The sequence below is a fragment of the Clostridium ihumii AP5 genome, assembly GCF_000612845.1.
Taxonomy (GTDB): Bacteria; Bacillota; Clostridia; order Clostridiales; family Clostridiaceae; genus Clostridium_J; species Clostridium_J ihumii.
In genome coordinates this window covers 79047-103485 of the sequence record NZ_CCAT010000012.1, presented here as the reverse complement: position 1 = coordinate 103485, position 24439 = coordinate 79047, and the positions used below count along the sequence as shown (strand labels likewise).

19 protein-coding genes and 1 other annotated feature are annotated in these 24439 nt (G+C 25.5%); of the genes, 13 read left to right on the top strand and 6 right to left on the bottom strand.

The genetic code is table 11. The features are described 5' to 3' along the window. Positions 1-17 precede the first annotated feature (17 nt). From purH to BN346_RS03280, 7 genes are all read left to right on the top strand, one after another. On the top strand, positions 18-1520 hold the full coding sequence (gene purH, locus BN346_RS03315) for a bifunctional phosphoribosylaminoimidazolecarboxamide formyltransferase/IMP cyclohydrolase (protein ID WP_034439336.1): 1503 nt from the start codon (positions 18-20) through the stop codon (positions 1518-1520). A gap of 43 nt (positions 1521-1563) precedes the next feature. Beyond that, positions 1564-2808, top strand: coding sequence for a phosphoribosylamine--glycine ligase (gene purD / locus BN346_RS03310; protein WP_034439334.1), 1245 nt, complete (start codon positions 1564-1566; stop codon positions 2806-2808). Positions 2809-3019: 211 nt separating this feature from the next. Continuing rightward, positions 3020-3535, top strand: coding sequence for a signal peptidase I (gene lepB, locus BN346_RS03305; RefSeq protein ID WP_034439333.1), 516 nt, complete (start codon positions 3020-3022; stop codon positions 3533-3535). Between the two features lie 213 nt (positions 3536-3748). Next, entirely contained in the window at positions 3749-4255 is a 507-nt protein-coding gene (lepB, locus tag BN346_RS03300) for a signal peptidase I (RefSeq protein ID WP_034439331.1), read from the top strand. A gap of 227 nt (positions 4256-4482) precedes the next feature. Next, the gene (pepV, locus tag BN346_RS03295; protein WP_034439329.1) at positions 4483-5874 is read left to right on the top strand and encodes a dipeptidase PepV; all 1392 of its coding nucleotides are present in this window, start codon (positions 4483-4485) and stop codon (positions 5872-5874) included. A gap of 905 nt (positions 5875-6779) precedes the next feature. Then, complete coding sequence (locus tag BN346_RS03285; RefSeq protein ID WP_034439325.1) at positions 6780-7874, top strand: mandelate racemase/muconate lactonizing enzyme family protein; 1095 nt, start codon at positions 6780-6782, stop codon at positions 7872-7874. 390 nt (positions 7875-8264) lie between these two features. After that, positions 8265-10403: a HelD family protein gene (locus BN346_RS03280; RefSeq protein WP_034439323.1), complete on the top strand. Its 2139-nt coding sequence runs from the start codon at positions 8265-8267 to the stop codon at positions 10401-10403. A gap of 485 nt (positions 10404-10888) precedes the next feature. Here the strand turns inward: BN346_RS03280 and BN346_RS03275 are convergent, their stop codons facing one another. Continuing rightward, positions 10889-11176 (bottom strand): hypothetical protein, encoded by a 288-nt coding sequence (locus tag BN346_RS03275; protein WP_034439322.1) that lies wholly within the window; start codon positions 11174-11176, stop codon positions 10889-10891. A gap of 359 nt (positions 11177-11535) precedes the next feature. Here BN346_RS03275 and BN346_RS03270 point away from each other — a divergent pair, with 359 nt between their 5' ends. After that, the gene (locus BN346_RS03270; protein WP_051539943.1) at positions 11536-13293 is read left to right on the top strand and encodes a MutS-related protein; all 1758 of its coding nucleotides are present in this window, start codon (positions 11536-11538) and stop codon (positions 13291-13293) included. Between the two features lie 99 nt (positions 13294-13392). On the opposite strand, the gene BN346_RS03265 is transcribed toward BN346_RS03270, so the two are convergent. Both BN346_RS03265 and BN346_RS03260 read right to left on the bottom strand, forming a co-directional pair. Continuing rightward, the gene (locus BN346_RS03265; RefSeq protein ID WP_034439318.1) at positions 13393-14496 is read right to left on the bottom strand and encodes a PRK06851 family protein; all 1104 of its coding nucleotides are present in this window, start codon (positions 14494-14496) and stop codon (positions 13393-13395) included. A 425-nt stretch (positions 14497-14921) separates the two neighbouring features. After that, the gene (locus BN346_RS03260) at positions 14922-16106 is read right to left on the bottom strand and encodes a cation diffusion facilitator family transporter (RefSeq protein ID WP_034439316.1); all 1185 of its coding nucleotides are present in this window, start codon (positions 16104-16106) and stop codon (positions 14922-14924) included. 253 nt (positions 16107-16359) lie between these two features. On the opposite strand from BN346_RS03260, the gene BN346_RS03255 reads away from it, so the two are divergent. Beyond that, positions 16360-17661: a M18 family aminopeptidase gene (locus BN346_RS03255; protein ID WP_034439314.1), complete on the top strand. Its 1302-nt coding sequence runs from the start codon at positions 16360-16362 to the stop codon at positions 17659-17661. A gap of 60 nt (positions 17662-17721) precedes the next feature. Here BN346_RS03255 and BN346_RS03250 read toward each other — a convergent pair whose 3' ends face one another. From BN346_RS03250 to BN346_RS03240, 3 genes are all read right to left on the bottom strand, one after another. Further along, positions 17722-18030: a hypothetical protein gene (locus BN346_RS03250; RefSeq protein WP_034439312.1), complete on the bottom strand. Its 309-nt coding sequence runs from the start codon at positions 18028-18030 to the stop codon at positions 17722-17724. A 102-nt stretch (positions 18031-18132) separates the two neighbouring features. Beyond that, positions 18133-18543 carry a hypothetical protein gene (locus tag BN346_RS03245; protein ID WP_034439311.1) on the bottom strand — a complete coding sequence of 137 codons (411 nt, stop codon included), beginning with the start codon at positions 18541-18543 and terminating at the stop codon, positions 18133-18135. Positions 18544-18874: 331 nt separating this feature from the next. After that, positions 18875-19057, bottom strand: a complete 183-nt coding sequence (locus BN346_RS03240) for a hypothetical protein (protein WP_242838382.1) — start codon at positions 19055-19057, stop codon at positions 18875-18877. Between the two features lie 157 nt (positions 19058-19214). Further along, positions 19215-19443: a binding site (T-box leader), on the top strand. Positions 19444-19501: 58 nt separating this feature from the next. Here BN346_RS03240 and trpS point away from each other — a divergent pair. From trpS to BN346_RS03220, 4 genes are all read left to right on the top strand, one after another. Further along, positions 19502-20500, top strand: a complete 999-nt coding sequence (gene trpS / locus BN346_RS03235; protein ID WP_034439307.1) for a tryptophan--tRNA ligase — start codon at positions 19502-19504, stop codon at positions 20498-20500. 334 nt (positions 20501-20834) lie between these two features. Continuing rightward, positions 20835-21680 (top strand): GGDEF domain-containing protein, encoded by an 846-nt coding sequence (locus tag BN346_RS03230; RefSeq protein ID WP_034439305.1) that lies wholly within the window; start codon positions 20835-20837, stop codon positions 21678-21680. A gap of 22 nt (positions 21681-21702) precedes the next feature. Then, positions 21703-23130 (top strand): polysaccharide deacetylase family protein, encoded by a 1428-nt coding sequence (locus BN346_RS03225; RefSeq protein WP_148361071.1) that lies wholly within the window; start codon positions 21703-21705, stop codon positions 23128-23130. Positions 23131-23138: 8 nt separating this feature from the next. Further along, a complete protein-coding gene (locus BN346_RS03220) occupies positions 23139-24401 on the top strand; it encodes a glycosyltransferase family 2 protein (protein ID WP_034439300.1) in 1263 nt (420 codons plus the stop codon). Positions 24402-24439: the final 38 nt, after the last annotated feature.

Here is a 24439-nt window from a genome sequence, read left to right as displayed (position 1 = left end):
AAGAGAGGTATTGCATTATGATAAAAAGAGCTTTAATAAGTGTTTTTGATAAAACAAATGTATTAGAATTTGCTAAATTTTTAGAGGAAAGAAATGTTGAGATTATATCAAGTGGTGGGACTTATAAATATTTAAAAGAAAATAATGTTAAAGTTTTGGAAGTATGTGAAATTACAAAAGCTGATGAAATGTTAGATGGAAGAGTGAAAACACTTCATCCAAATATTCATGGTGGAATATTAGCTCTTAGAGATAACGAAGAACATATGAAAACTTTAGAAGAAAGAAGTATACAAACAATAGATTTAGTATGTGTAAACTTGTATCCTTTTTTCGAAAAAGTAAAAGAAGATATAACATTTGAAGATAAAATAGAATTTATAGATATTGGTGGGCCAAGCATGTTAAGAAGTGCATCTAAGAATTTTAAAGATGTACTTGTTATAAGTGATATTAATGATTATAGTGAAGTTATGAATCAAATATCAGAAAGTGGAGATGTTGACTACAAAACAAGAAAAGAATATGCAGCAAAAGTATTTAATTTAACATCTGCATATGATGCAGCAATATGTAAGTTCTTATTAGAAAATGAATCTGAAGAAGAGTATTTTACAGCATCTTATGTAAAAGAAAATAGATTAAGATATGGTGAAAATAGTCATCAAAATGCAGTAGTATACAAAAATACTAATGGTCTTGGAATGATGAACAATATAGAAAAGTTAAATGGAAAAGAACTTTCTTATAATAATATTAAAGATATGGATATTGCATGGAAAGTTGTTAATGAATTTGAAGAAATTGCTTGTTGTGGATTAAAACATAATACACCTTGTGGAGTTGCTATAGGTGATAATGTTAAAGATGCATATGTTAAAGCTTATGAATGTGATCCAATGTCAATATTTGGTGGTATAGTTGCATTAAATAGGACTGTTGATAAAGAATCAGCAGAAGAAATGATTAAAATATTCCTTGAAATAGTTATAGCACCAGATTTTACAGAAGAAGCTATAGAAGTTTTAAAATCTAAAAAGAATTTAAGAGTTATAAAATGTACTTCAAAACCAAGTGAGATAAAAGAAGTAGTATCTATTGATGGTGGATTATTGGTTCAAGATAGAGATACTGAGTTAAATACTGAATTAAAGGTCGTTACAAAAAAATCTCCAAATAAAGAGGAATTAGATGAACTTTTATTTGCAATGAAAGTATGTAAATATGTAAAATCAAATGCAATAGTTGTATCAAACAATAAAAGAGCAATAGGTATAGCTGGTGGACAGGTTAATAGAATATGGGCAACTAATGAAGCTCTAGAAAGAGGCGAAGGTGCAGTTGTTTTAGCATCAGATGCATATTTCCCATTTAGAGATTGTGTAGATGAAATAGCAAAATCAAATGTTAGAGCTATAATTCAACCTGGTGGATCAATAAGAGATGAAGAATCAATAGAAGCATGTAATGAGCATGGAATAGCTATGGTATTTAGTGGATTAAGACATTTTAAACATTAAATTGTTTATTTCATTATAAGTTTAAGAGTTTTGGAGGGTCAGTATGAAAGTTTTATTAATAGGCAATGGTGGAAGAGAGCATGCTTTAGCATACAAAATAGCACAAAGCTCTAAGGTAGAAAAAATTTATTGTTCTAAAGGCAATGGTGGAACCGCAGTTGAAGAAAAATGTGAAAATGTAAATTTAAGTACTATTGAAGAATTAGCTAATTTTGCAGAAGAAAATAAAATTGATTTAACAATTGTAGGTCCAGAGAAGGAATTATGTGATGGTATAGTGGATGAGTTTAAATCACGTGGACTTAAAATATTTGGACCAAGTAAAGAAGCAGCAAAGTTAGAGGGAAGTAAAGCCTTTTCAAAAGATTTTATGAGAAAATATGGTGTTAAAACAGCAGAGTATGGAAACTTTGATAACTTAGATGAAGCATTAAGATATGTTGAAAGATGTGAAATACCTGTAGTTGTAAAAGCAGACGGATTAGCAGCAGGGAAAGGTGTAATTATTGCAAGTACTAGAGAAGAAGCCATAGATGCCGTAAAAGAATTAATGGAAAATAGAACTTTAGGTGATGCAGGAAAAACTATAGTAATAGAAGAATTTTTAGAAGGTGTAGAAGCATCAATACTTTCTATAACAGATGGGGAAGTAATAATACCGTTTATATCATCTAAAGATCATAAAGCTATAGGAGAAGGAAATACAGGATTAAATACTGGTGGGATGGGAACAATAGCACCTAATCCATATTGTACAGATGAAGTATTAAAAGATTTTAGTGAAAATATAATGATACCTACATTAGAAGGTATTAAAAAAGAGAATTTAGACTATATTGGAATAATATTCTTTGGGGTTATGATTACTAAAAAAGGTGTATATCTATTAGAATACAATGTGAGAATGGGTGATCCGGAAACACAAGTAGTATTGCCACTAATGGAGAGCGACTTAGTAGATGTTATAGATAGTGCAATAAATAAGAATTTGAAAAATATAAAAGTATTATTTAAAAATGCATATGCTTGTTGTGTAATAGGAGCATCTAAAGGATATCCTAAAAAATATGAAAAGGGTTTTGAAATAACAGGTATAGATAACTCTAAAGCTAAAACTTTTTTTGCAGGTGTAAAAGAAGAGGATGGAAAGTTATTAACTAATGGCGGAAGAGTTTTAGGAGTTACATCTATAGGAAAAACTCTTGAACAAGCTAGAGCTAATGCATATGCTGGAATAGAAAATATAAAATTTGATGGAATGTATTATAGAAAAGATATTGGTAAATAAAATTTATTTTTTTAATTAAGGGAGAAGAGATTCTCTCTTTTTACTTTTAAAATTAAAATACAAGTCTGTAAACCTATATGATATAATTATAAAGTAATTTACAAATAATTTTAAAGCATGATATATTGGGTAAGGATTATATTTAAACTAAAATTAAAATCGTATAGGTATAATAGTTTATGGTTTATATTTTAAACAGGAGGAGTTTTAAGTGGAATTAGTAAAAAAGTTTTTTAAGGAATGGGGAATTCCTATAGTTTCTGCTGTGATACTTGCATCTTTTATTAATATGTTTGCATTTTTTAATATAAGTGTGCCAACAGAATCAATGTATCCAACTATAAAGCCAGGTGATAAAATATTTTGCACAGTAATACATAGTAAGAAGTCTATAGAAAGAGGAGATATAGTAGTATTTAAGTCTAAAGAATTACAAGAAAAGTTAGTGAAAAGAGTAATAGGACTTCCAGGAGAGCATATAGAATTTAAAAATGATGGAAGTGTTTTAGTTAATGGTAAAAAGCTAGAGGAGCCATATGTACAAAATAATAGTGATAAAGAAGCTGTATTTGATGTTCCAGAGGATTCCTATGTATTTATAGGAGACAATAGAAATAATTCACTTGATGCAAGATTTTGGGTAGAACCATATATAAAATATGATGATATAAAAGGAAAAGCAAGATTTACAGTACTTCCATTTAGTAGATTTGGAAAATTAGAATAGAACTAGATATTTATAAATATCTAGTTTTTATTATATAAAAATTTGAATAACAAAAAAATATAAGTAAGTACTATCCATTATATATTAATATATAATGTTGAATTAAAGATATGTTTAAACGTATAATTTATATATGAAAAGAAGCATGAGATTAAATTTAGTAACGATTTAATTAAGAAGAATTAGAAATTTAATTATATGAGGAGGACGAAAATGAAAAAATTTTTAAAAGAATGGGGAAGCATAATTGTTATAGCTGCAATATTGGCTATTATAATAAATAAATTTGTATTTTTTAATATAAATGTTCCAACAGGTTCAATGCTTCCTACAATACAATTAAAGGATAGAATTTTTTGTACTGTAGTACATAGTCAAAAATCTATAAAAAGAGGAGATATATTAGTATTTAAATCAGAAGAGTTAGAAGAGAAGTTAGTGAAAAGAGTAATAGGGCTTCCAGGTGATCATATAGAGTTTATGGGGGATGGTACTGTATATGTAAATAATGAAAAATTAGATGAACCATATGTAGTAAATAATAGTGATAAAACTGGAATTTTTGATGTTCCTGAAAATTGTTATTTTTTTGCAGGGGATAATAGAGCAACATCTTTAGATGCTAGAGTTTGGCAGAATCCTTATATAGATTACAAGTATATAAAAGGGAAAGCACAATTTGTAATATTACCATTTAATAGAATAGGCAAATTAAAGTAATCTAGAAGATAATGATAATTCTGCAAAATAATACAAAATATTTAGAATAATTTTTGAAATTTGTATAAAAATAAAGTAATATTATATTAAATTTGAAAACAATTACAGAATTTCGAAGAAAATTTGATTTCATTATTGAGTTTATTCAGAAAAAGTGTAATAATAAGATTATAAGTTAACAAATTGTTAAAAAAACAAATTATTTTCCAAGAAAGGAAGTTATATATATGGATATGAATAAAAGAATTGATGAAATGCGTGAGGAAATAATAGCTTCTACACAAGAATTAGTTAAAATAAGAAGCTTAGAAGGAGAACCAAAACCAGGAATGCCATTTGGTGAAGATGTAGACAAAGCTTTACAATGTGCGTTAAAAATGTCAGAAAAATTAGGTTTTAAAACAGTTAATGTTGATGGATATGCAGGATATGCTGAAATTGGTGAAGGTGAAGAATATGTAGCTTCTCTTGGACATTTAGACTTAGTACCAGAAGGAGATGGATGGATACACCCACCATATGCAGCTGAAATACATGATGGAAAGATGTATGGAAGAGGAACTTCAGATGATAAAGGACCAGTTGTTGCTTGTTTATATGCTTTAAAAGCTATAGAAGAAGCAAACTTACCAATGTCAAAAAGAATAAGAGTTATATTTGGAACAAATGAAGAAACTGGTGGATTAGATATACCATATTACTTAGAAAAAGAAAAAGCTCCAGTATTAGCATTTACACCAGATGCTGATTTCCCAATAATAAATGGAGAAAAAGGTATAACAATATTTGAACTAGCTCAAAATTTTGCAGTAGCAGGTAATGGTGAAATAGTTATAGAAAGTATAGTTGGAGGAAATGCTCCCAATATGGTTCCAGATTATTGTGAAGCTATACTAACATGCGAAAAAGCAGCAGAAGTAAAATCTGCATTAGAAGCTTTTGCTAAAGAAAAATCATATGAAATGAGTGCTGAAATAGAAGGAAATAAAGTAACTATTAAATCAATAGGTGTTTCTGGACATGGAAGTACACCAGAATTAGGAAAAAATGCAATAATGCAACTTATAACTTTCTTAGCAACACTTGAACTTGGAAATGATGATGTATCAAACTATGTTAAATTCTTTGCTGAAAAAGTTGGAATGGAAGTGGATGGAAAAAGTTTTGGTGTTTATCTTGAAGATGAACCATCAGGAAAATTATCATTTAACTTAGGTCAAATAAATGTAACAAAAGAACGTGGATTAACTGTATTAAACTTAAGATATCCAGTTACTAAAACTTTAGATGATATGATGACTCCTTTATGTAAGACTTTAGAAGGAACAGGAATTATGATGGAAAATCTTAAACATCAAGAGCCATTATACTTTGAAACAACTCATCCATTAGTTCAAAAATTAGCTAAAGCTTATAGTGAGCAAATGGGAGAGGAAGCAAAATTTGTGTCAATAGGTGGAGGAACATATGCTAAAGAAATGCCTAACACAGTAGCTTTTGGACCAACATTCATAGGTCAACCAAGTACAGTTCATCAACCAAACGAATATATAGATGTTGAAGAATTAATAAAATTAGCAAAAATATATGCATATGCACTTTATGAATTAGCAAAATAGAGAAAAACCCCTAAAAATAGGGGTTTTTTTGTTATAAAAAAGATTAAATTAATTATAGATAAAAATATATTAAAGATGATATAATATAAATGGAATGTTAACAATTTAAAAAAAATTAACAAGATATGAGTTATAATCATATAATGGTTTTTATAAAAATATTAAATTATTTTATTAGGCATAATCATACGAATATAGTATGATTATAGATAAAATAATATTGAAAAGTAATATTATCCAAATAGATTAATATCTATTTTTATTCCAAATTGTTATGAGATCAATAAAAATATGTTAATAAAATTTAATATATTCATTTTAAATAACCACACATGATTTAGTTACTAAGATGAAAAATTTCCTAGGAAAATTAATTTAGGACATTCCAAATTGCAACAAAAAAATACAAATAATATTTATTAAATATTAAAAATTTATGGAGAGCGGTAACATGTTAATATTATCTTTAGTATCATTAGCTATTACAATACTCTTGTTATTTTCTAATATTGATAACTGGGGTATAATAAGTTTAATCCTTATTATAGTTAGTTTTATTACTGCTAAGATACAATTAAAAAGAGCATTTAAGTGCGATGATGAATGTAGGTTTTCATTTGTGTGTGTTAGCAAAAAAACGGCTATTAATATATGTTCATCTGTTATAATTTTAAACTTTTTTGAGTTAAGCTTTATAATATTTATTTACATTTTACACAGAATAACTTAAAATTATTAATTATTTTAGTAGTTTGTGAAAATGTATATTTTTTTATCTAAAAATAAAATAATAAATTTTGTAATAAAAATGGAGGCCGTCTTATATAATTAGAAATGATTATATAATAATTTTAATTTACAATAATTAAATATGTAAATAGTTTAAAAGTTTTAAGGGTGGTTTTATGAAAATAAAAGAAATAAAAATAGGAAAATTAGATATGCCTTTAAAGAAATTATATAAGCTGCCAAGCAGGGAAATTAAATCATCAGAAGAGGTAGTTATAAAAATAATTTCAGAAGAAGGTATGGTGGGATATGGAAGTGCAGCTCCAGCTCCTATGATAACAGGAGAAACAGAAAACTCTATTATAGCAGCTATAAAATATATAGAAAAGTATATTAAAGGTAAAGAGATTATGTCTATAGATAGGGTTATGAATGATATGGATATGTGTATAAAAGGAAATCCAAGTGCAAAGGCAGCTATAGACATAGCCATATATGATTTATTAGGAAAAAAATATAATATACCATTGTATAAGTTTTTAGGCGGAACGCAAAAAGAAACATTAACAGATATAACTATATTCCACGATAGTTTGGAAAATATGGTATCAAATTCACTTCACGCAATGCTTGAAGGATATACAAGTTTAAAGATAAAATTAGGATTTGGAACATTGGATGAGGATGTTGAGAAAGTTAAAGCTATAAGGAAAGCTATTAAAAAGTCTGTTAGACTGAGAATAGATGGAAGCGAAGCATGGACACCTAAAGAAGCCATAAAGATAATTAGAAAGTTTGAAGAAGCAGAATTAAATGTGGAATTTGTAGAACAACCTGTTAAGTATTGGGATGTAGAAGGATTGAAACAAGTAAAAGACAATGTAGACACTATGATACTTGCGGATGAATCAGTATTTGGATATTCTACAGCAGAAGCATTTAGAGTTATACAAAATAGAACATGTGATTATATAAATCTAAAACTTATGAAAAGTGGTGGTATTCATAATGCAATTAAAATTTATAATATGGCGGATACCATGGGCATAAAATGTATGATGGGATGTATGATTGAAAGTAAAATAGGAATAACAGCAGCAGCAAGTATAGCAGCAGCAAAGGGGAATATGATAACTTCTGATTTAGACACAATGCTTCAATTTGAGGATGAGCCTATTGTAGGGGGCGTTACTTTTGATCAAAATCGAATTATACTAACAGATGAACCTGGGCTTGGTATAAAAGATATAAAATATTGGAAAGAAATTTAAAAGTAATAATTTATAGGGGGGATGTATTCTCCCTATTATTTTTTTTCAATATAAATAAATAGAGTTTAGACTAAAATTAAATTATTATGTGCTTTTATGAGTAAGTTAATTTTATAAAATATAACATATTGAGAAAATAGTGTAAGATTTGAACTATAAGAGTGTATATTTTGACAAAAATTTGATAGAATTTAAATTATAAGAGTAGTTTAAAAATATAAACACTATCTCTATATATAATTATATCACAAATACATATAAATTTGTAGTCTTGAGGTTTAAAGGGAAATTATATATACTAAAAGAATCAATTTGAACATGTCTAAATAGTAGTTATTTACAAGCGTAAAATACTTGTGAAAATTTCTTCTTGTAGAAAGGAATGATGATATGTCTAATAAAGAATTGAATGAAGAATTAAAAAAAGAATTAGAGCTTGAAATCGAAAAAGAAAAATTAAAAGATGTAATTGAAATTATAAATAGCGAAACATTGTCTTATTTAGAAAAGCGTAAACAAATAACTGATTATATAGTACAGTATAGAAAAAATATTATTGATGAATATAAAGAAGATGAAGATAAAATAATAGAATACTTTGATCACGAAAGGTTTGTAAAAGAAGAAGCATTTACTACTATAGACAGAAAACTTAAAGAACTAAACATATTAAAATATTCACCATACTTTGGAAGCGTTGAGTTTAGTGAAGAAGATTTTGGAATAGACAAAATATACCTTGGAAGATTTGGTGTAACTCCAGAAGGGCGTTTCGAACCAGTAATAGTAGATTGGAGAGCACCAGTAGCATCATTATTTTATCATGGATCATTAGGAGAAGCTAAATATAGTGCACCTATGGGAGATGTTGATGTTAATATACTTGGAAGAAGGCAATACATTGTAAAAAAAGGTATTTTAAATGGTATGTTTGATTCAGATATGAATGTAGATGATGATATATTACAAATGGTTCTTAGTAAAAATTCCTCAGAGAAGCTTAAAGATATAGTAATGACTATTCAACAAGAACAAGATAGAATTATAAGAGAAGATAAATATAAAGCGGTTGTAGTTGATGGAGTAGCTGGAAGTGGAAAAACGACAATAGCACTTCATAGAGTGGCATATCTTTTATATAACAATAGACAAATCTTTGAAAATAAAGTATTAATTTTAGGACCTAACCATATATTTATGGATTATATATCAGAAGTGTTGCCAAGCTTGGGCGAGAGTGGCGTGAAGCAATGTACATTCTTGGACTTTGCATCTGAAATAATAGATACTGAAGATGTATTATCACTGAAAGATGTTATGGAAAAAGTTTTAAATGGAGATGAAAACTTTGAAAAAGAAATAGCATATAAATCATCATTAGATTTTAAAGAAGAGTTAGATAATTATATTTCAAATTTAAATAAAAGTTTTTATGAATGCAAATATGTAAAGCTAAGAGAAAAAGTAGTAGTAGATGATGATGAAATGAACAAAATGTTCAATGAATATTTTGTTAATATGCCTTTATTTAAAAGAAGTCAAAAAATAAAAAGAATAATTTATTCTAAAATTAAAGATATAAGAAATGAAGAATTTAAGGTTATAGAAGAAAAATTTAGTAAGATGAAAGAATGTCTTTCAAAAGATGAACTAGAACTTGAAATAAATAATATAGAATTTAATAGGAAATTAGAAATTAGAGAACTTTTAAAAGATGTAATTGAACTAAAAAAATCTCTTAATTATTTAAATAGTCCAAGTGTATTAGAAATATACAATAAGTTAAATGATAATAAAGAACTGTTTGAAGGTGATTTAGCTGCAATATTATATTTAAAAGTAAAATTAGAAGGATTTAAATTAAAAAATGAAGTTAAACACATTGTAATAGATGAAGCACAGGATTATTCTCCATTACAATTTATAGCAGTAAAAGAACTTACAAAATGTAACTCATTTACTATTGTGGGAGATACAAATCAAAGATTATTACCACTTACTAGTTCAAGTGCAATGCTTACATTAGAAAAATATATAAAAGATTTAAATATAAGTGAATATAAATTAGAAAAAAGCTATAGATCTACTAAAGAGATTATGGAATATGCAAATAGTTTTCTAGAAGATAGTGATATAGTACCATTAGTTAGAGCTGGAGAGCCAGTTGAAAAAGTAAGCACTAATAGTAATCAAGAATTTATGGATAAAATATTAAATATTATAGAAAATATGAGAAATGAAGAGTTAGAAAATATAGCAATTATAACTTATAATGAGGAAGAAGCAGAGCAGTTAAATAATATGTTATTTAATAAGTTGAATTATAAGTTAATTACAAAAGAGCATATAAATTATACTCATGGACTTACAATAATGCCATCATACTATGCTAAGGGTTTAGAGTTTGATGGAGTTATAATTGTTAAAACAGACGAGAACGATGAAAATAAGTATTCTAATATGAAAAAGTTAAATTATGTAATGGCAACAAGAGCATTACACAAATTAGCAACAATATCAAAACAATAAGGTAATAGGATGAGAGTTTAAAATCTCATCCTATTTACATAATATTAGGGTAAATTTGTGCATAGAATTATGTTTACTTATAATAATAAACATGTAAAAATAAAATAAGTATTTTATTTTCATATCTTAACAACATCAAAATTATCATATCACAATACATATTTTGTTAATATAATAATTAAAAAATGAAATAGATAAAATAACATTTATAGGGTTTAAATATAAAAAAATACATTGTATATAAAAAAATAATAAGGTAAAACCTTATTATTTTTTTAATCAGTAATGGAAAAAATCAGTTGCCTTAAAATAAGTTTTAAGCTTATTTTAGCATTGTATAAACATAATATATCACAATATTCAGTATAATAAAATAAAATATTTGTAAAAAGTATAAAAAAATTGTCATATTTAAATTTGAAAACAGTAGAAATATGTTTTAAAATTTAGTATAAATAAAAATACTTAGAAAAAATTAAATATTTCTATTTATAATTATTTAAGAGTTCTTCAAGTTCAATTTTAAGTTTTTTACCATCTAAACTATTTGGATTAATTTTTAATGCTTCATTTACATCATCTAAAACAGATTTATATGTATCATCATAATTAAAGTCTTTTATTAATGTAAATTTAAATTGAGCTCTAGATAAAAAAACTTTATCCATATGTTTTGTACTGTCAAGGGAATCTATATTACTAATGGCAAAATCACAACTTTTAATTTTTTCCTTTAAAATTTCTTCTAAATCACGTTCTATTATTTCAAACATAAAAGTAAACCTCCATATTTTAAATATCTATAATAAAAATATTATTATACAATAACTTTTATTATATGTATAGAGCTCTAAGATTAAAAAGGAAATTACTCTTGTTTTAGTTGAATCTTTATTTAAAATTAAGAATGACTTATAAATTTGAAAAGCTGATGATAAAGAAATTATTTTTAATTCTAACTTGGAACCCTATGAATATATGGTAAAATTAATATGCAATCTTTTATTTCTAAAAAATGATACAAAAATTTATTGCAACTTTGAAGGTTGTTATTAAATTAAATATAAGAAAAGTTAAAAATAATAGTTAAATTTAATTATTATTTTTGCATATTAGATGGGAGATGATATTTATGAAGAATAAGATAATGATACTTAAAACATTATTTATGTTTATGATAGGTATAACAATTGGATGTTTTGTTGGGACATTATACTTAGGTAGAGAGAAAGGCAGTATTTATTATCAAATAGGTTTTATTGTTACGGCAATATTTATAGTATTAAGTATTTATTTTTATAAAAAACAAAAATTTGAGGAAAGAATTATATATGTATCTGAAAGATGGCCATATAATGATGCTGAAAAAGTTGACTTAAAGAAAGTTAAGAAATTTTTTGAGAATATAAGTACTGAAGATTTACATGAAAAAGATTTTTATGTTTTAGATGAGCAAACATGCAATGATTTAAACTTAGATGATGTATTTAAAGAAATAAATATTACAGGTACAACTGCTGGAGAACAAATACTATATTACATGTTGAGGACACCTAAAATAGAAGAAAACGAATTAAAGATAAGAGATGAAAAAATAGAAATGCTTAATAATAACTATGAGTTAAGAGAAAAACTACAAGTTATTTTATTAGGTCTAGGAAAACAAAATAAAGGACAGATAATAAATTTATTTAATAGTAAAAAAGAAGTTAATAAATTAAAAAAAGTGCTATGTAATGTAGCAGCAATATTACCAGTAGTGGCAATAATATCATGCTTTTTTATAGGGGCTAGAGCATATCAATATGTATTATTTACATTTTTCCTAAATGTATTTATTCATTATAAATCGGCTAAAGAAATAGAAGAAGAAGTGAATTCAATAGCTTATGCAGGAAGATTAATAACAGTAGCTAAGAGAATTTCAAACATTAATAATGATGAAATAAGTGATTATAGAAAAAGAATAAAAGAGTTCATAAAACCATTAGGGAAAATTGAGAAAAAGTCAGTATATTTAGCAGCTACCGGAGGTGCAGATATATTAATTGAATATATTAATATTTTATTTCTAACTAAAATAAGGGGATACTATGATGTTATAGACACAATAAAATCTGAAAGGGAAAGTCTTATTAGGTTATATAAATTAGTAGGTGAAATTGATGCACTTATATCTATGGCAAGTTATAGAGAAAGGGTTTCTTGTTACTCAAAACCTAACTTTGCTCAGAAGAATCAATACATATCTATAGAAGGTGGTGTACATCCGTTGATAGCTGAACCAGTTTCTAATAGTGTAACTTTAGATAAAAAAGGAATAGTTTTAACAGGTTCTAATATGTCAGGTAAATCTACGTTCTTAAGAATGATAGGGATTAATGCATTACTTGCTCAAACCTTTTATACAACTTTAACTAAGAATTATAATGCTAGCTTTTTAAGGATTTTTACATCACTTAGCATTTCAGATGATGTGAACACAGGAAAAAGCTATTATTTAGGTGAGTGTGAAGCATTACTTAAGATATTGAATTCAATAAACAATGATGTAACAGCATTATGTATGATAGATGAAATATTTAGGGGAACAAATCCAGTGGAAAGAATAGCATCATCAAAAGAAATAATAAAATATATAATGGAAAGAAATGCAATATCAATAGTTGCAACACATGATATAGAACTTACAGAAGTAGCTGAAGATAAATATGAACACTATTACTTCTGTGAAGATGTAGATGAAAATGAAGGATTAGTATTTGATTATAAAATGAAAAATGGAGTATGTAAAACAGGAAATGCTATAAAATTGTTAAAATATTTAGGATATCCAAGTGAAATTACAAAAGCTTCAGAAAAGGAAGTTGAAAAAAGTTTAAAAAAATAATAGAAATAGCCATGATTATTAATAATTATGGCTATTTCTATTTTAAATTAATTATAAGAGTTTTAAAGTGAATATAACAAGTTAAAAGTTAATAATGTTTTATTGTAATTCAGACAAATAATCTTTTTCATATTTTAAAAGTCTTTGAATTAATTCTTCTGAAGCATTATTAATTTTTTCAAAGTTCATATTAGGTATATAAAGAGCTTCTAAGTCATCATGTAATGCTTTAGAACCATTTATACATGATAAAGCTTTATTTAATAAAATATAAAAAGTATTTCGTACATAATCTATTTCATCTTTATTTTCTTTCATAAAGGTTTCATCTAAAAAGTTATTTAAATCATAGACAATACCAGTAGTTGATAATTTATTTATTTCATTAGAAGTAACAATGGCTGTATCTAGTTCAGGAATTAATACATGTTCTATTTTTTCAGGCATAAGAGGAGTGTGAAGAACTTCTACATAGTAACCTCTGCGGACTGCTTCATCTGCTAAGTAAGATAATATTTCTGTTTTACATGTTCCAGGTCCACCTTTTAAGATATATACATTTTCAACATCTTCTATTAAATTTGGAATGAAGCTTATTACACCTCCAGGGGTAAAAGCAGTAGAGAACAAATGTCTATCATAACCTAAATTTGATACTTTTGTTTTGAAGATAAAATTCTTTAAATCTTCCTTTAAAATATTTATTTCGTTTAAATCTAATGCTTCGCTATTAAATGTATACCAATCTTCATATACATTTCTAGCAGCAGCTAAAAATCTATAAGCACGCTTAAAATTGTTACCTATCTGTTTTTGAATTGAAGCTATTTTATCTCTGCTTTCTTTAAAACCTTCTTCATTCCAAAATTGTCCTAGGTTTAGAACTTCATCAATAGCTCCAGGAGTTATAGGATCTACAACGTGAGGAGAAGTACCATCTAAAATAGCAATGTTTAGTCCGTTAACTACAACACCATCTAAGGAATTGCTATCTGACGAACAATGATGAAATTCAACATTATATCCCTTTTCAAGAAATAAATTTCCTACTTTTTTCATAAGAGATGATTTGCCGGTTCCAGGACCACCTTTTAAGCAAATAATTCTTCTTGCTTTCTCTTGAGGAAGTATATATTTGTAATGAGAATAAAATCCATTAGATGTATTTCCACCTAAAAAGTAATGTTTTTGTTTTTTTGACATAACATAACACCTCTATTCGTAAGTAACTAAATGAATTATAAACATAGAGTATAAGAATTAGATTTTAAAATACTTAATTAAATGCCTAACTTTATTTTAAAACCATTGTATTTAATTTATGCAAAATGTGAGATAAATATATATGTTTAAAAATTATTATAGTGAAAAATTTTAAATTTTTAATAAAACTCTATGTTCATAAATTGAATTATAAATATTTACATAATATAGTATTCTTAAATCAGTAAAAAGTTAACAGTACAAATAAAATATTATCAGAAAATAAATGAATTTAAAAACAAAATATTCTGAAATTATAAAAATTTACATAAAATATACATTTTGCAAGTGTATTGTAAAATAAAAAAATATATAGAATTTAATATTCCATATATTTTTTATAAAGAAAATAATATAATTTTAAGTTAAATTCCAAGATAATCTCTATCTAATGTAATTAGAAGATTATAATGAGGATGTGCTTCTTTTATTTTTTCATTTAATTTTCTTATTAGATTTAGTTCATCAGAGTTAGAAAACTGTATATGAGAATCTATAACCACATCAAATATCAAATTTTTTATATCTCCTTCACCAACAACTCTAAAGTCATGAAAAGATTTTATTATATCAAAATCTTTTATAAGTTCTTCTACAAGTTGTTTATCTTGTAAAATTTCATTGCTGTCAGTATTTATAGGATCCATATGAATTATTAAATAAATATTTAATTCATTAGAAACTTCTTTTTCAGCTCTATCAATTATTTCATGAATTTTAACAACTGAAATATCACAAGGAACCTCTGCGTGAATGGAAGCGATAATTCTTCCAGGACCATAATTATGAACTAATAAATCATGAACACCATAAATTTCATCATAACTTAAAACTGACTTTTGTATACTTTCTACAAGTTCAGGTTCAGGTGCTGAGCCTAGTAATGGGTTTAAAGTATCTTTAATTAAGTTAAAACCAGCATAAAGAATTATTAAAGCAACTATAACACCCATGTAACCATCCACAGGCAACGTTGTAAAGTTAGATATAAATAGAGCAAGTGCAACTGTACTAGAAGAAATTGCATCGCTAAAAGCATCTACAGATGTAGCCTTTAATGCTGATGAATTTACCTTGTTACCTATGTATCTATAAAATGTACCAAGCCAAAGTTTGAATAGTATAGATATTAATATTAATATAAATGGAATTAAAGCAAATTTAATATTAGTAGGGTTTTTTATTCTATCTACAGAAGTAGAAATAAATTGGAAACCTACAAACATTACAAGGAATGCAACAATTAATCCCGATATATACTCAATACGACCATGGCCAAATGGGTGCTCCTTATCAGCAGGTTTTCCAGCTAATTTAAATCCAAAAATAGTAATTAGAGAAGAACCTACATCAGATAAGTTATTAAAAGCATCAGCTATAACAGAAATACTATTACTAAATAAACCAACAGAAAGTTTAATTATGAAAAGGAGAAAATTAATAATTATACCAATAATTCCACCTAAATAGCCATAACTTTCTCTTACAGATTTATCTTTTACATCATCAGAATTTTTAATGAATTTTTTTACAAGTAATTTAGAAAACATATTTTTCCTCCAAATTAATTTTAATGTTATTTAATAAATTATAGCACACTAATATAATATCTCAGATGTTTTAAAAATATTATTTTATTCTAAATTATTTTAATATATAAAATTTAAAGTTAAAATAAGCAAATTGAAGAAAACAAAGTAATAATACTATAAATTACACTATATAATGAAAATGTAAACAATTAAAAAAATGTATAAATATGTTATACTAAAATTGAATAAATTTTTTAACGAGGTGTAAATTATGGGTACAAAATTAGAATTTGCAAAAGAACTTATAGACTTTTTATATGAGAGTCCAACAGCATTTCACGCAGTAAAAAATGTAAAAGAAGTATTAAACAAAGAAGGCTTTACTGAATTATGTGAATGTTCTAAATGGGAGTTAGAAAAAGGTGGAAAATACTACACAACTAAAAATAATTCTGCACTTATAGCATTTACAGTAGGTAAAGGTGAAATAGAACAAGAGGGATTTAAATTAATAGGTGCACATACAGATTCACCAACATTTAGAGTTAAGCCAAATTGTGAAATGACAGTTGAAAATTCATATGTAAGATTAAATACAGAAGTATATGGTGGTCCTATATTAAACACATGGTTTGACAGACCACTAGGAATTGCAGGAAGAGTTATATTAAAAAGTGATAATATTCTTTTTCCAAAAACAGAACTTGTTAATATAAATAAACCATTATTAATAATACCTAATATGGCAATACATATGAATAGAGAAATAAATAAAGGTTTTGAGATAAATGCTCAAAAAGATACTTTGCCAGTATTATCATTAGTTAATGAAAAACTAGAAAAAGGAAATTATTTAATAAATTTATTAGCAGAAGAATTAAAAGTTAATAAAGAAGAGATTATAGACTTTGATTTATATCTTTATGAATATGAAAAAGGATCTATAGTGGGATTAAATGATGAATTTATATCAATGGGAAGATTAGATGACTTACAAATGGTTCATGCTGGTATAAATGCGTTAGTAAAATCTAATATAACACAAGCAACAAATGTGATGGTATGCTATGACAACGAAGAAATAGGTAGTGCTACAAAACAAGGTGCAGATTCAGATATGTTATCTAATATCTTAGAAAGAATTGTACTATCTTTAGGAAAAGATAGAGAAGGATTCTTTAGAGCATTAGCAAAATCTTATATAATATCAGCAGATAATGCACATGCTGTACATCCAGCAGCACCAGAAAAACATGATCCAACAAGTAGACCACTTATAAATAAAGGACCAGTTATAAAAATTAATGCAAATCAAGCATATACAACAGATGCTGATTCAGATGCTGTATATGAAATGGTATGTAAAAAAGCTGGGGTACCAGTACAAAAATTTGTAAATCGTTCAGATGCTAGAGGTGGTACAACTATAGGACCAATAAATTCAACACATTTAAATATTCGTTCAGTAGATATAGGAAATCCTACATTATCAATGCACTCTATAAGAGAGCTTGCAGGTGTAGATGATCACACTTATGCTATGAAATCATTCTTAGAATTTTATAATATATAAAGAAAATGGAAACTACAAAATGTAGTTTCCATTTTCTTTATACAAATTAAAAATTTTTAATCAAAATTTTATGTGAAGTTTTTTATTTAATGATGGGAGTACACAAAGAACCATCATTGTAATTAAAGCTATAGTCAACTTTGTATCTAATTGAAAGTTATTTTTATAACCTATAAATGTTATTATAAAAACAGAAACTCCAACTAAAAAGTGTAATATTTTTTGGCTCTTAATAAAGTTAGATTTATTTTTAATAGTTGCACCACTGGCTTCATAAGTATCAGCAAGTTTTTTCCAAGGCATGAAAAAAGCAAAATAAAACTGAACTAAAGCTAGTGATATTAAAATAATTATAAGTAAAGTTGTCATAAAAACCCCTTTCCAGTTCATATCTATCAATATCTAAATTAGAACACTTAAGTTTATTCATATTTGTATATTATACAACTTTATACAAAGGCATACAATGATTTAAACTAATTTAGACAAAGTTGTACTAGTGCCAATAGAAGGCGTTTTTATATTGGTATAAGATGCTATTTTAGGTAAATTATTTAAGGTGTCAATTACTAAAGAACCTTTTATATTGTAGGATTCCTTCAATCCTAAGTCAGAAAAAATCACATTTACTTTTATATGAAAGGTATATGTGTTACTTTTAGGTATTTTATTTATTCTTAAAATAGTACAATTACTATCAAATCCCATATTATATGATTGCAAAATATATTTTTTTTGAAGTTCACTAGAGATTAATGAATTAAAAGCAGAATCGCTCATATAATCTTTTAATTTATAAGAAACATCATCATGTGGAAAATTTTTATTATACTCTTTTGAAGTAGGAAGTGAATTGTTTTTAAAGTCATAAAAAGTTTTCAAAAAATTACTTATTAAAATCTCTTCTTTTGTAGGTAATATTGAACTAGCAGAAAAGAATATGCATATTACTAAATAGAAAGAAACTAAAATAAATTTAAAACTTCTAATAAAATCACCTCGTTTACAAAAAAAGATTACAAATTATGGAATGAATTTACTATAAAGTATATCAGTATAGATAATTAAATTAAACTGATTATAAAATAAGTTTAAATTTTTTACATAAATTTAAAATTGTTGTTTTAAATTTAATATTCATAAAAAAATAAAGATGTTGAAGATTAAACTTAAAATCCAACACCTTTATTTTCAAATATTAAATTTGATAAATTTAAAAATATTCATCATCCTCTGTAGTAGGAATATCTGCACCGCAATTAAATGTATAATCAAATTCTGCATTAGAAATGTTGTTTACAACTATATCATCTTCAACATTATCTGGTAGTTTTACAGAGTCTAACTCAGATTTTGATTCTGGAGTATTTAATGGTGCATCAAGATAATTTCTCATGTTTGGAGGATAGGAAGATTTTTTATTTTTAGTCATGTAAATTTCACTCCTTTAATTAAGCTTTTATATTATTTTGTCTATAAATCACAAAAAAATACTAAAAATCATAAAAACATTGACTAAAATTAAATTGCGGAATATAATGTTATAAAATAAGTTCAAATCTATGATAAGAAGTAAGTAAGTTTAAAAACAGATTTTTAGAGAGTGATAGATGGTGAAATTATCGCAATTATGATTAAACTGAATGGGTCTTTGAGAGCAAAGGTGAATTTAAAAGTAGCTTTTGACGGTTCCTTCCGTTATAAAGGTAAGATATGTTAGTATCTGAAAAGATAAGTATTTACTTAAAATTAGGTGGTACCGCGTTAATACACGCCCTATGGAATTTTCATAGGGCTTTTTTATATTTTATTTAAAATAAATTTATGGAGGTTTTTTATTATGGAAGATAAGAAAAAAGTTATTTTCAGTGGAATTCAGCCCTCTGGAAATTTGACATTAGGAAATTATTTAGGAGCAATAAAAAATTGGGTAAAACTTCAAGATGAATATGATTGTTATTTTTGTGTAGTTGATTTACATGCAATAACAGTAATGCAAAAACCAGCGGATTTAAGAAAAAGAACATTAGAAATATTGGCTATATATATAGCATCAGGAATAATCCCAGAGAAAAACACACTATTTATCCAATCACATGTTCCAGCACATAGTGAGTGTTCATGGCTTTTAACTTGTAATGGATATATGGGTGAACTTTCAAGAATGACTCAATATAAGGAAAAATCAAAAAAAAGTGGTGAAAGTATAGGGGCAGGATTATTTACCTATCCATTATTAATGGCATCGGATATTTTATTATATCAAACAGATGTAGTTCCAGTAGGGGCTGATCAAGTTCAACATTTAGAACTTGCAAGAGATTTAGCTGAAAGATTTAATAAAACTTATAGTCCTACATTTACTATTCCAGAAGCCTATTTGAGTAAAACAGGAGCCAAAATAATGGATTTACAAAATCCAGAAAAGAAAATGTCAAAGTCTGAAGATAATCCAAATAGCTATATATTAATTATGGATGAACCAGATGTTATAAGAAAAAAAATATCTAGAGCAGTTACTGATAGTATAGGTGAAGTTAAGTATAGTGATGAACAACCAGGTGTTAAAAACTTAATGACAATACTATCAAATATAAAGGGATATACTTTTGAAGAAATAGAGAATAAATATAAAGGTCAAGGCTATGCTCAATTTAAAAATGATGTAGCAGAAGCTATAGTTGAAGAATTAACACCTGTACAAGAAAGGGTAAAAGCATTATTAGAAAATAAAAGTGAACTAGAAGAAATATACAAAAAAGGTGCAGAAAAAGCTAATTATGTTGCTAATAAAACATTAAGAAAAATGCAAAAGAAAATAGGATTTATTCCTAGATAAAATTATAGTATTAAGCATTACAAATTCGATAATTGTAATGCTTTTTTTTTATGTAAGAACTTAATAATAAAAATTTATGAGATAAGTATTGGGGAAATTATTTGTAATTACATTGTTTGTTATATTTTGTTATAAATTTTAATAGTTAAGTTTGTATTATAAATAGAATATTAGTGCAAAATATACTATAAATCGACAAAGTATTCTTGTAGATATAAAATACAGTTATTATTACAAAAAAACATTAATTTATTACAATATTATTGAAAAAATAGATAATCAATCTAGAATTACAATGTAAGGAGTAAGTAATTTAATAAAGGAGAATTTTAATATGGATAAATTATCAAGAAGTATTGATTTATATATAGTAGCAATGATTATGCAAGTGTTTATTATATTTGGATTTTTATATTTTAATCTTCATGACAACACTTTTTTAGATTTTATAATGCTGGGGATAACTGCATTTATAGTTTTAATAGCATATTTCAAAGGTACAATTTGGGGATTATTAAGTGCTACTATAGCTGTGTTTATATATGCTAGTTATTTTTTATATTTATCATTGATACAAAATATAAATATAAATATAAATGTTTACTTATGGGTTATATCAATACCTATAATTTCGTTTTTAACAGGTCGATTTGGAGATAAGTTAAGGGAAATTCAAAATGAGAATAAAGAATTAAAAAATGAAATGAAAGAACTTGTTACTATAGATAAAAAAACTGGACTTTCAAATTTGAAAGGGTTCTATGAGGATTTGGAAAGAGAAATTAGTAGATGTAAAAGACACAAGTTTCCAATGGCTTTAATGCTTATAAAAATAAGTTATTACAATGAACTTTTAGTTTATTTTGGTGAGAGAAAAATGAGAGAAATAATAGGTGAAATAAGTGAGTGTATAGTTAAATCAACTAGAATTGAGGATATTCAATATATGCTTAATGATGATACATTTGCAATACTTTTAATTGAAACGGATGAACTTGGAGGGGAAGTTGTCAATAAAAGAGTAAAGGACGATATAAAAAATATAAATTTAAAGTTAGATAATCAGGAGAAAAATATTAATGTAGAGGTTAAGGTTGGAATAGTAGAATACAATGAAAATATTCATGATGCTATAGAGTTAAAAAAATTAGCTGAAAAGGAACTAGAATATGATGTATAAGAAAATAATTATAATTTTTTTTATGTGTTTTTTTATATTCAGCAGTAGCATTACAAGTGCATATAGCATTGAACAAAATAATAAAGTACTAATAGTTTATGATTATAAGGAAAATTTCAATGGTGATTTAAGTTTTATAGATTATTTAACAGAAATAATTAAGCACTTCAAATTCAATGTTTCAACTATAGATATAAATGAATATAAAAGCATTGATTTAAATGAATATTCCCACATACTTGCAGTTTTAAATTATGATTCTGATTTAAAACATGAGTTTATACAAAACATTAAGAGTTATTACGGAAAAATTTTTTGGATAGGTAGAAATATAGAACAAGTTATTTCTAATAACCCTAATTACAATTTTAAAATAAATAAAAATATTTATGATTTAAAAGAAATAAATATAAAGGGATATGATAATGAAATTTTTTATATGGATTCAAAAGAAAATATAACATCTATATATAGCAATAAATTAAATATACAGTCAAGTTTTTTTGATGGAAAAGAGTATATACCGTTTATAGTTACTGAAGGTAAATTTTGGTATGAAAGTGTTATTCCTAAAAATAAAATAATGATATATGAAACAATAAATGAGTTAATGAAATTTTTAGAGATAAATTATGACAAAGAAAACTCTATTATTATAAATATATCTGATGTTACAAAAAATACAGATAGTAATAATTTACTTGAATTAGCTAAAGTTTTAGAAGAAGAACAAGTGCCATATATTATATCTGTAAACACTTCAAATATCACAGAAAGTCTAAGAGGTGTTTTAAAATATGCTCAAAGTAAAGGAACTAGTATATCACTAAGAAATAATAATGAAGATATTAAAGGTGAGGTTGTAGATTGTTTGAATAGTAATATATATCCATTATGTATTATAAATGATTCATTCTATTTAAACGGGAAAATAAAAAATAATTTTTCAACAATTTTTCAATCTGAAAGTGAAACAGACATATTTAGATTACCATATATAATAAAATATGCTGAAGATAAACATATATTTATTCCTAATAATTCACGCAATATAAATGCTGAAAGTAAGTATTGGCAAAAAGATATAGAAAAAGATTTGAGTGAATTAAATATTATAAAGGGATTTAATTACACTATAAATATTGCTTCTGAATTAAATAAGGATGAATTAAAAAAGGTAGTTACATATGCAAAAAATAGAAACTATAAGTTTATTGATATTAAAAAGTATGACAATTGGGTTAATTGGGATGACATAAGTATAAAATCTAAAAATGGAAAACTAGAAGTAAGTTATGATGAAAATATAATTGTAAATAATAATAAAGACTTATCTTATATACAAAAAATAAATAGAGCATTAATAGTTATAGTTGGAATGTTTACATTAATATTTTTGATAGTATTTTTATATTTCAAAAATATAAATAAAAGAAAGTTTTTAAGGTGATTTAAGTTATGAAAGAATTAAATTTTATAGATTATTTATTTTTATATTCATTGATATCTATATGGCTTGTATTATTAATAAATATAGTTTTAGCTACTAGTGGATATATATATTATTTGAAAATGAATAATACAAATATAAAGTTAATTGATGATGAAGAATGTCCTATAGTATCAATAATGGTTCCAGCACATAATGAAGGGAAAGTAATATATAAAACTGTAAGATCATTATTACTATTAAATTATCCTAATGATAAATATGAGATTATAGTGATAAATGATAATTCAAGTGATAATACTTATGATGAATTATTAAAAGTAAAAGAGGAATTCAAAGCAGAAAATTTAAAAATATTAAATACAGATAAAATAACTGGAGGTAAAGGAAAATCAAATGCATTAAACTTGGGTTATGAGCTTTCAAAAGGTGAATATATAGCTATATATGATGCTGACAATACTACAGAAAAAAATGCGTTAAGATATTTAATTACAACAATACTTAGTAGTGATAAATTAGGTGCTGTAATAGGAAAGTTTAGAACTAGAAATAGAGATAGGAACTTACTTACTAAATTTATAAATATAGAAACTTTGAGTTTTCAATGGATGTCACAAGCAGGAAGATGGCAACTTTTAAATTTATGTACTATTCCAGGAACAAATTTTGTTATAAAAAAAAGTGTACTAGAAGAACTTGGTGGGTGGGATACTAAGGCTATATCAGAAGATACGGAAATAAGTTTTAGATTGTATAAGCTAGGATATAAAATAGCGTTTATGCCTAAAGCTGTTACTTGGGAGCAAGAGCCTGAAACTGTAAAAGTATGGTTTAAACAAAGAACTAGATGGGCAAAGGGAAATATTTATGTTTTAAATAAATATATAATGAAAATTTTTACAGAAAAGCCTTCTAAGGTTGTATTTGATGTATTATATTTTTTTCTTGTATACATATTATTTTTATCATCTGTATTCATATCAGATTTTATTTTTTTAATAAGCATGTTTACTAATGTGAAAATACAGATAGCAGGAAATTTCAACATATTATGGATAATGGCATACATTCTTTTTATTTTAGAAGTAGCTGTAACATTATCTATGGAAAAGGGGCAAAGTTCAATTAAAAATATTTTGTTAATACCAATAATGTATTTTACTTATTGTCAAATGTGGCTTTTAGTGGCACTAAATAGTATTATTCAGTATTGGAAAGATAAGATTTTAAAAAGAGAAGTTAAATGGTATAAAACCGAGCGATTTTAAAATGAATTAAAGAATATTACATTAGGCGAGGTGAGTGA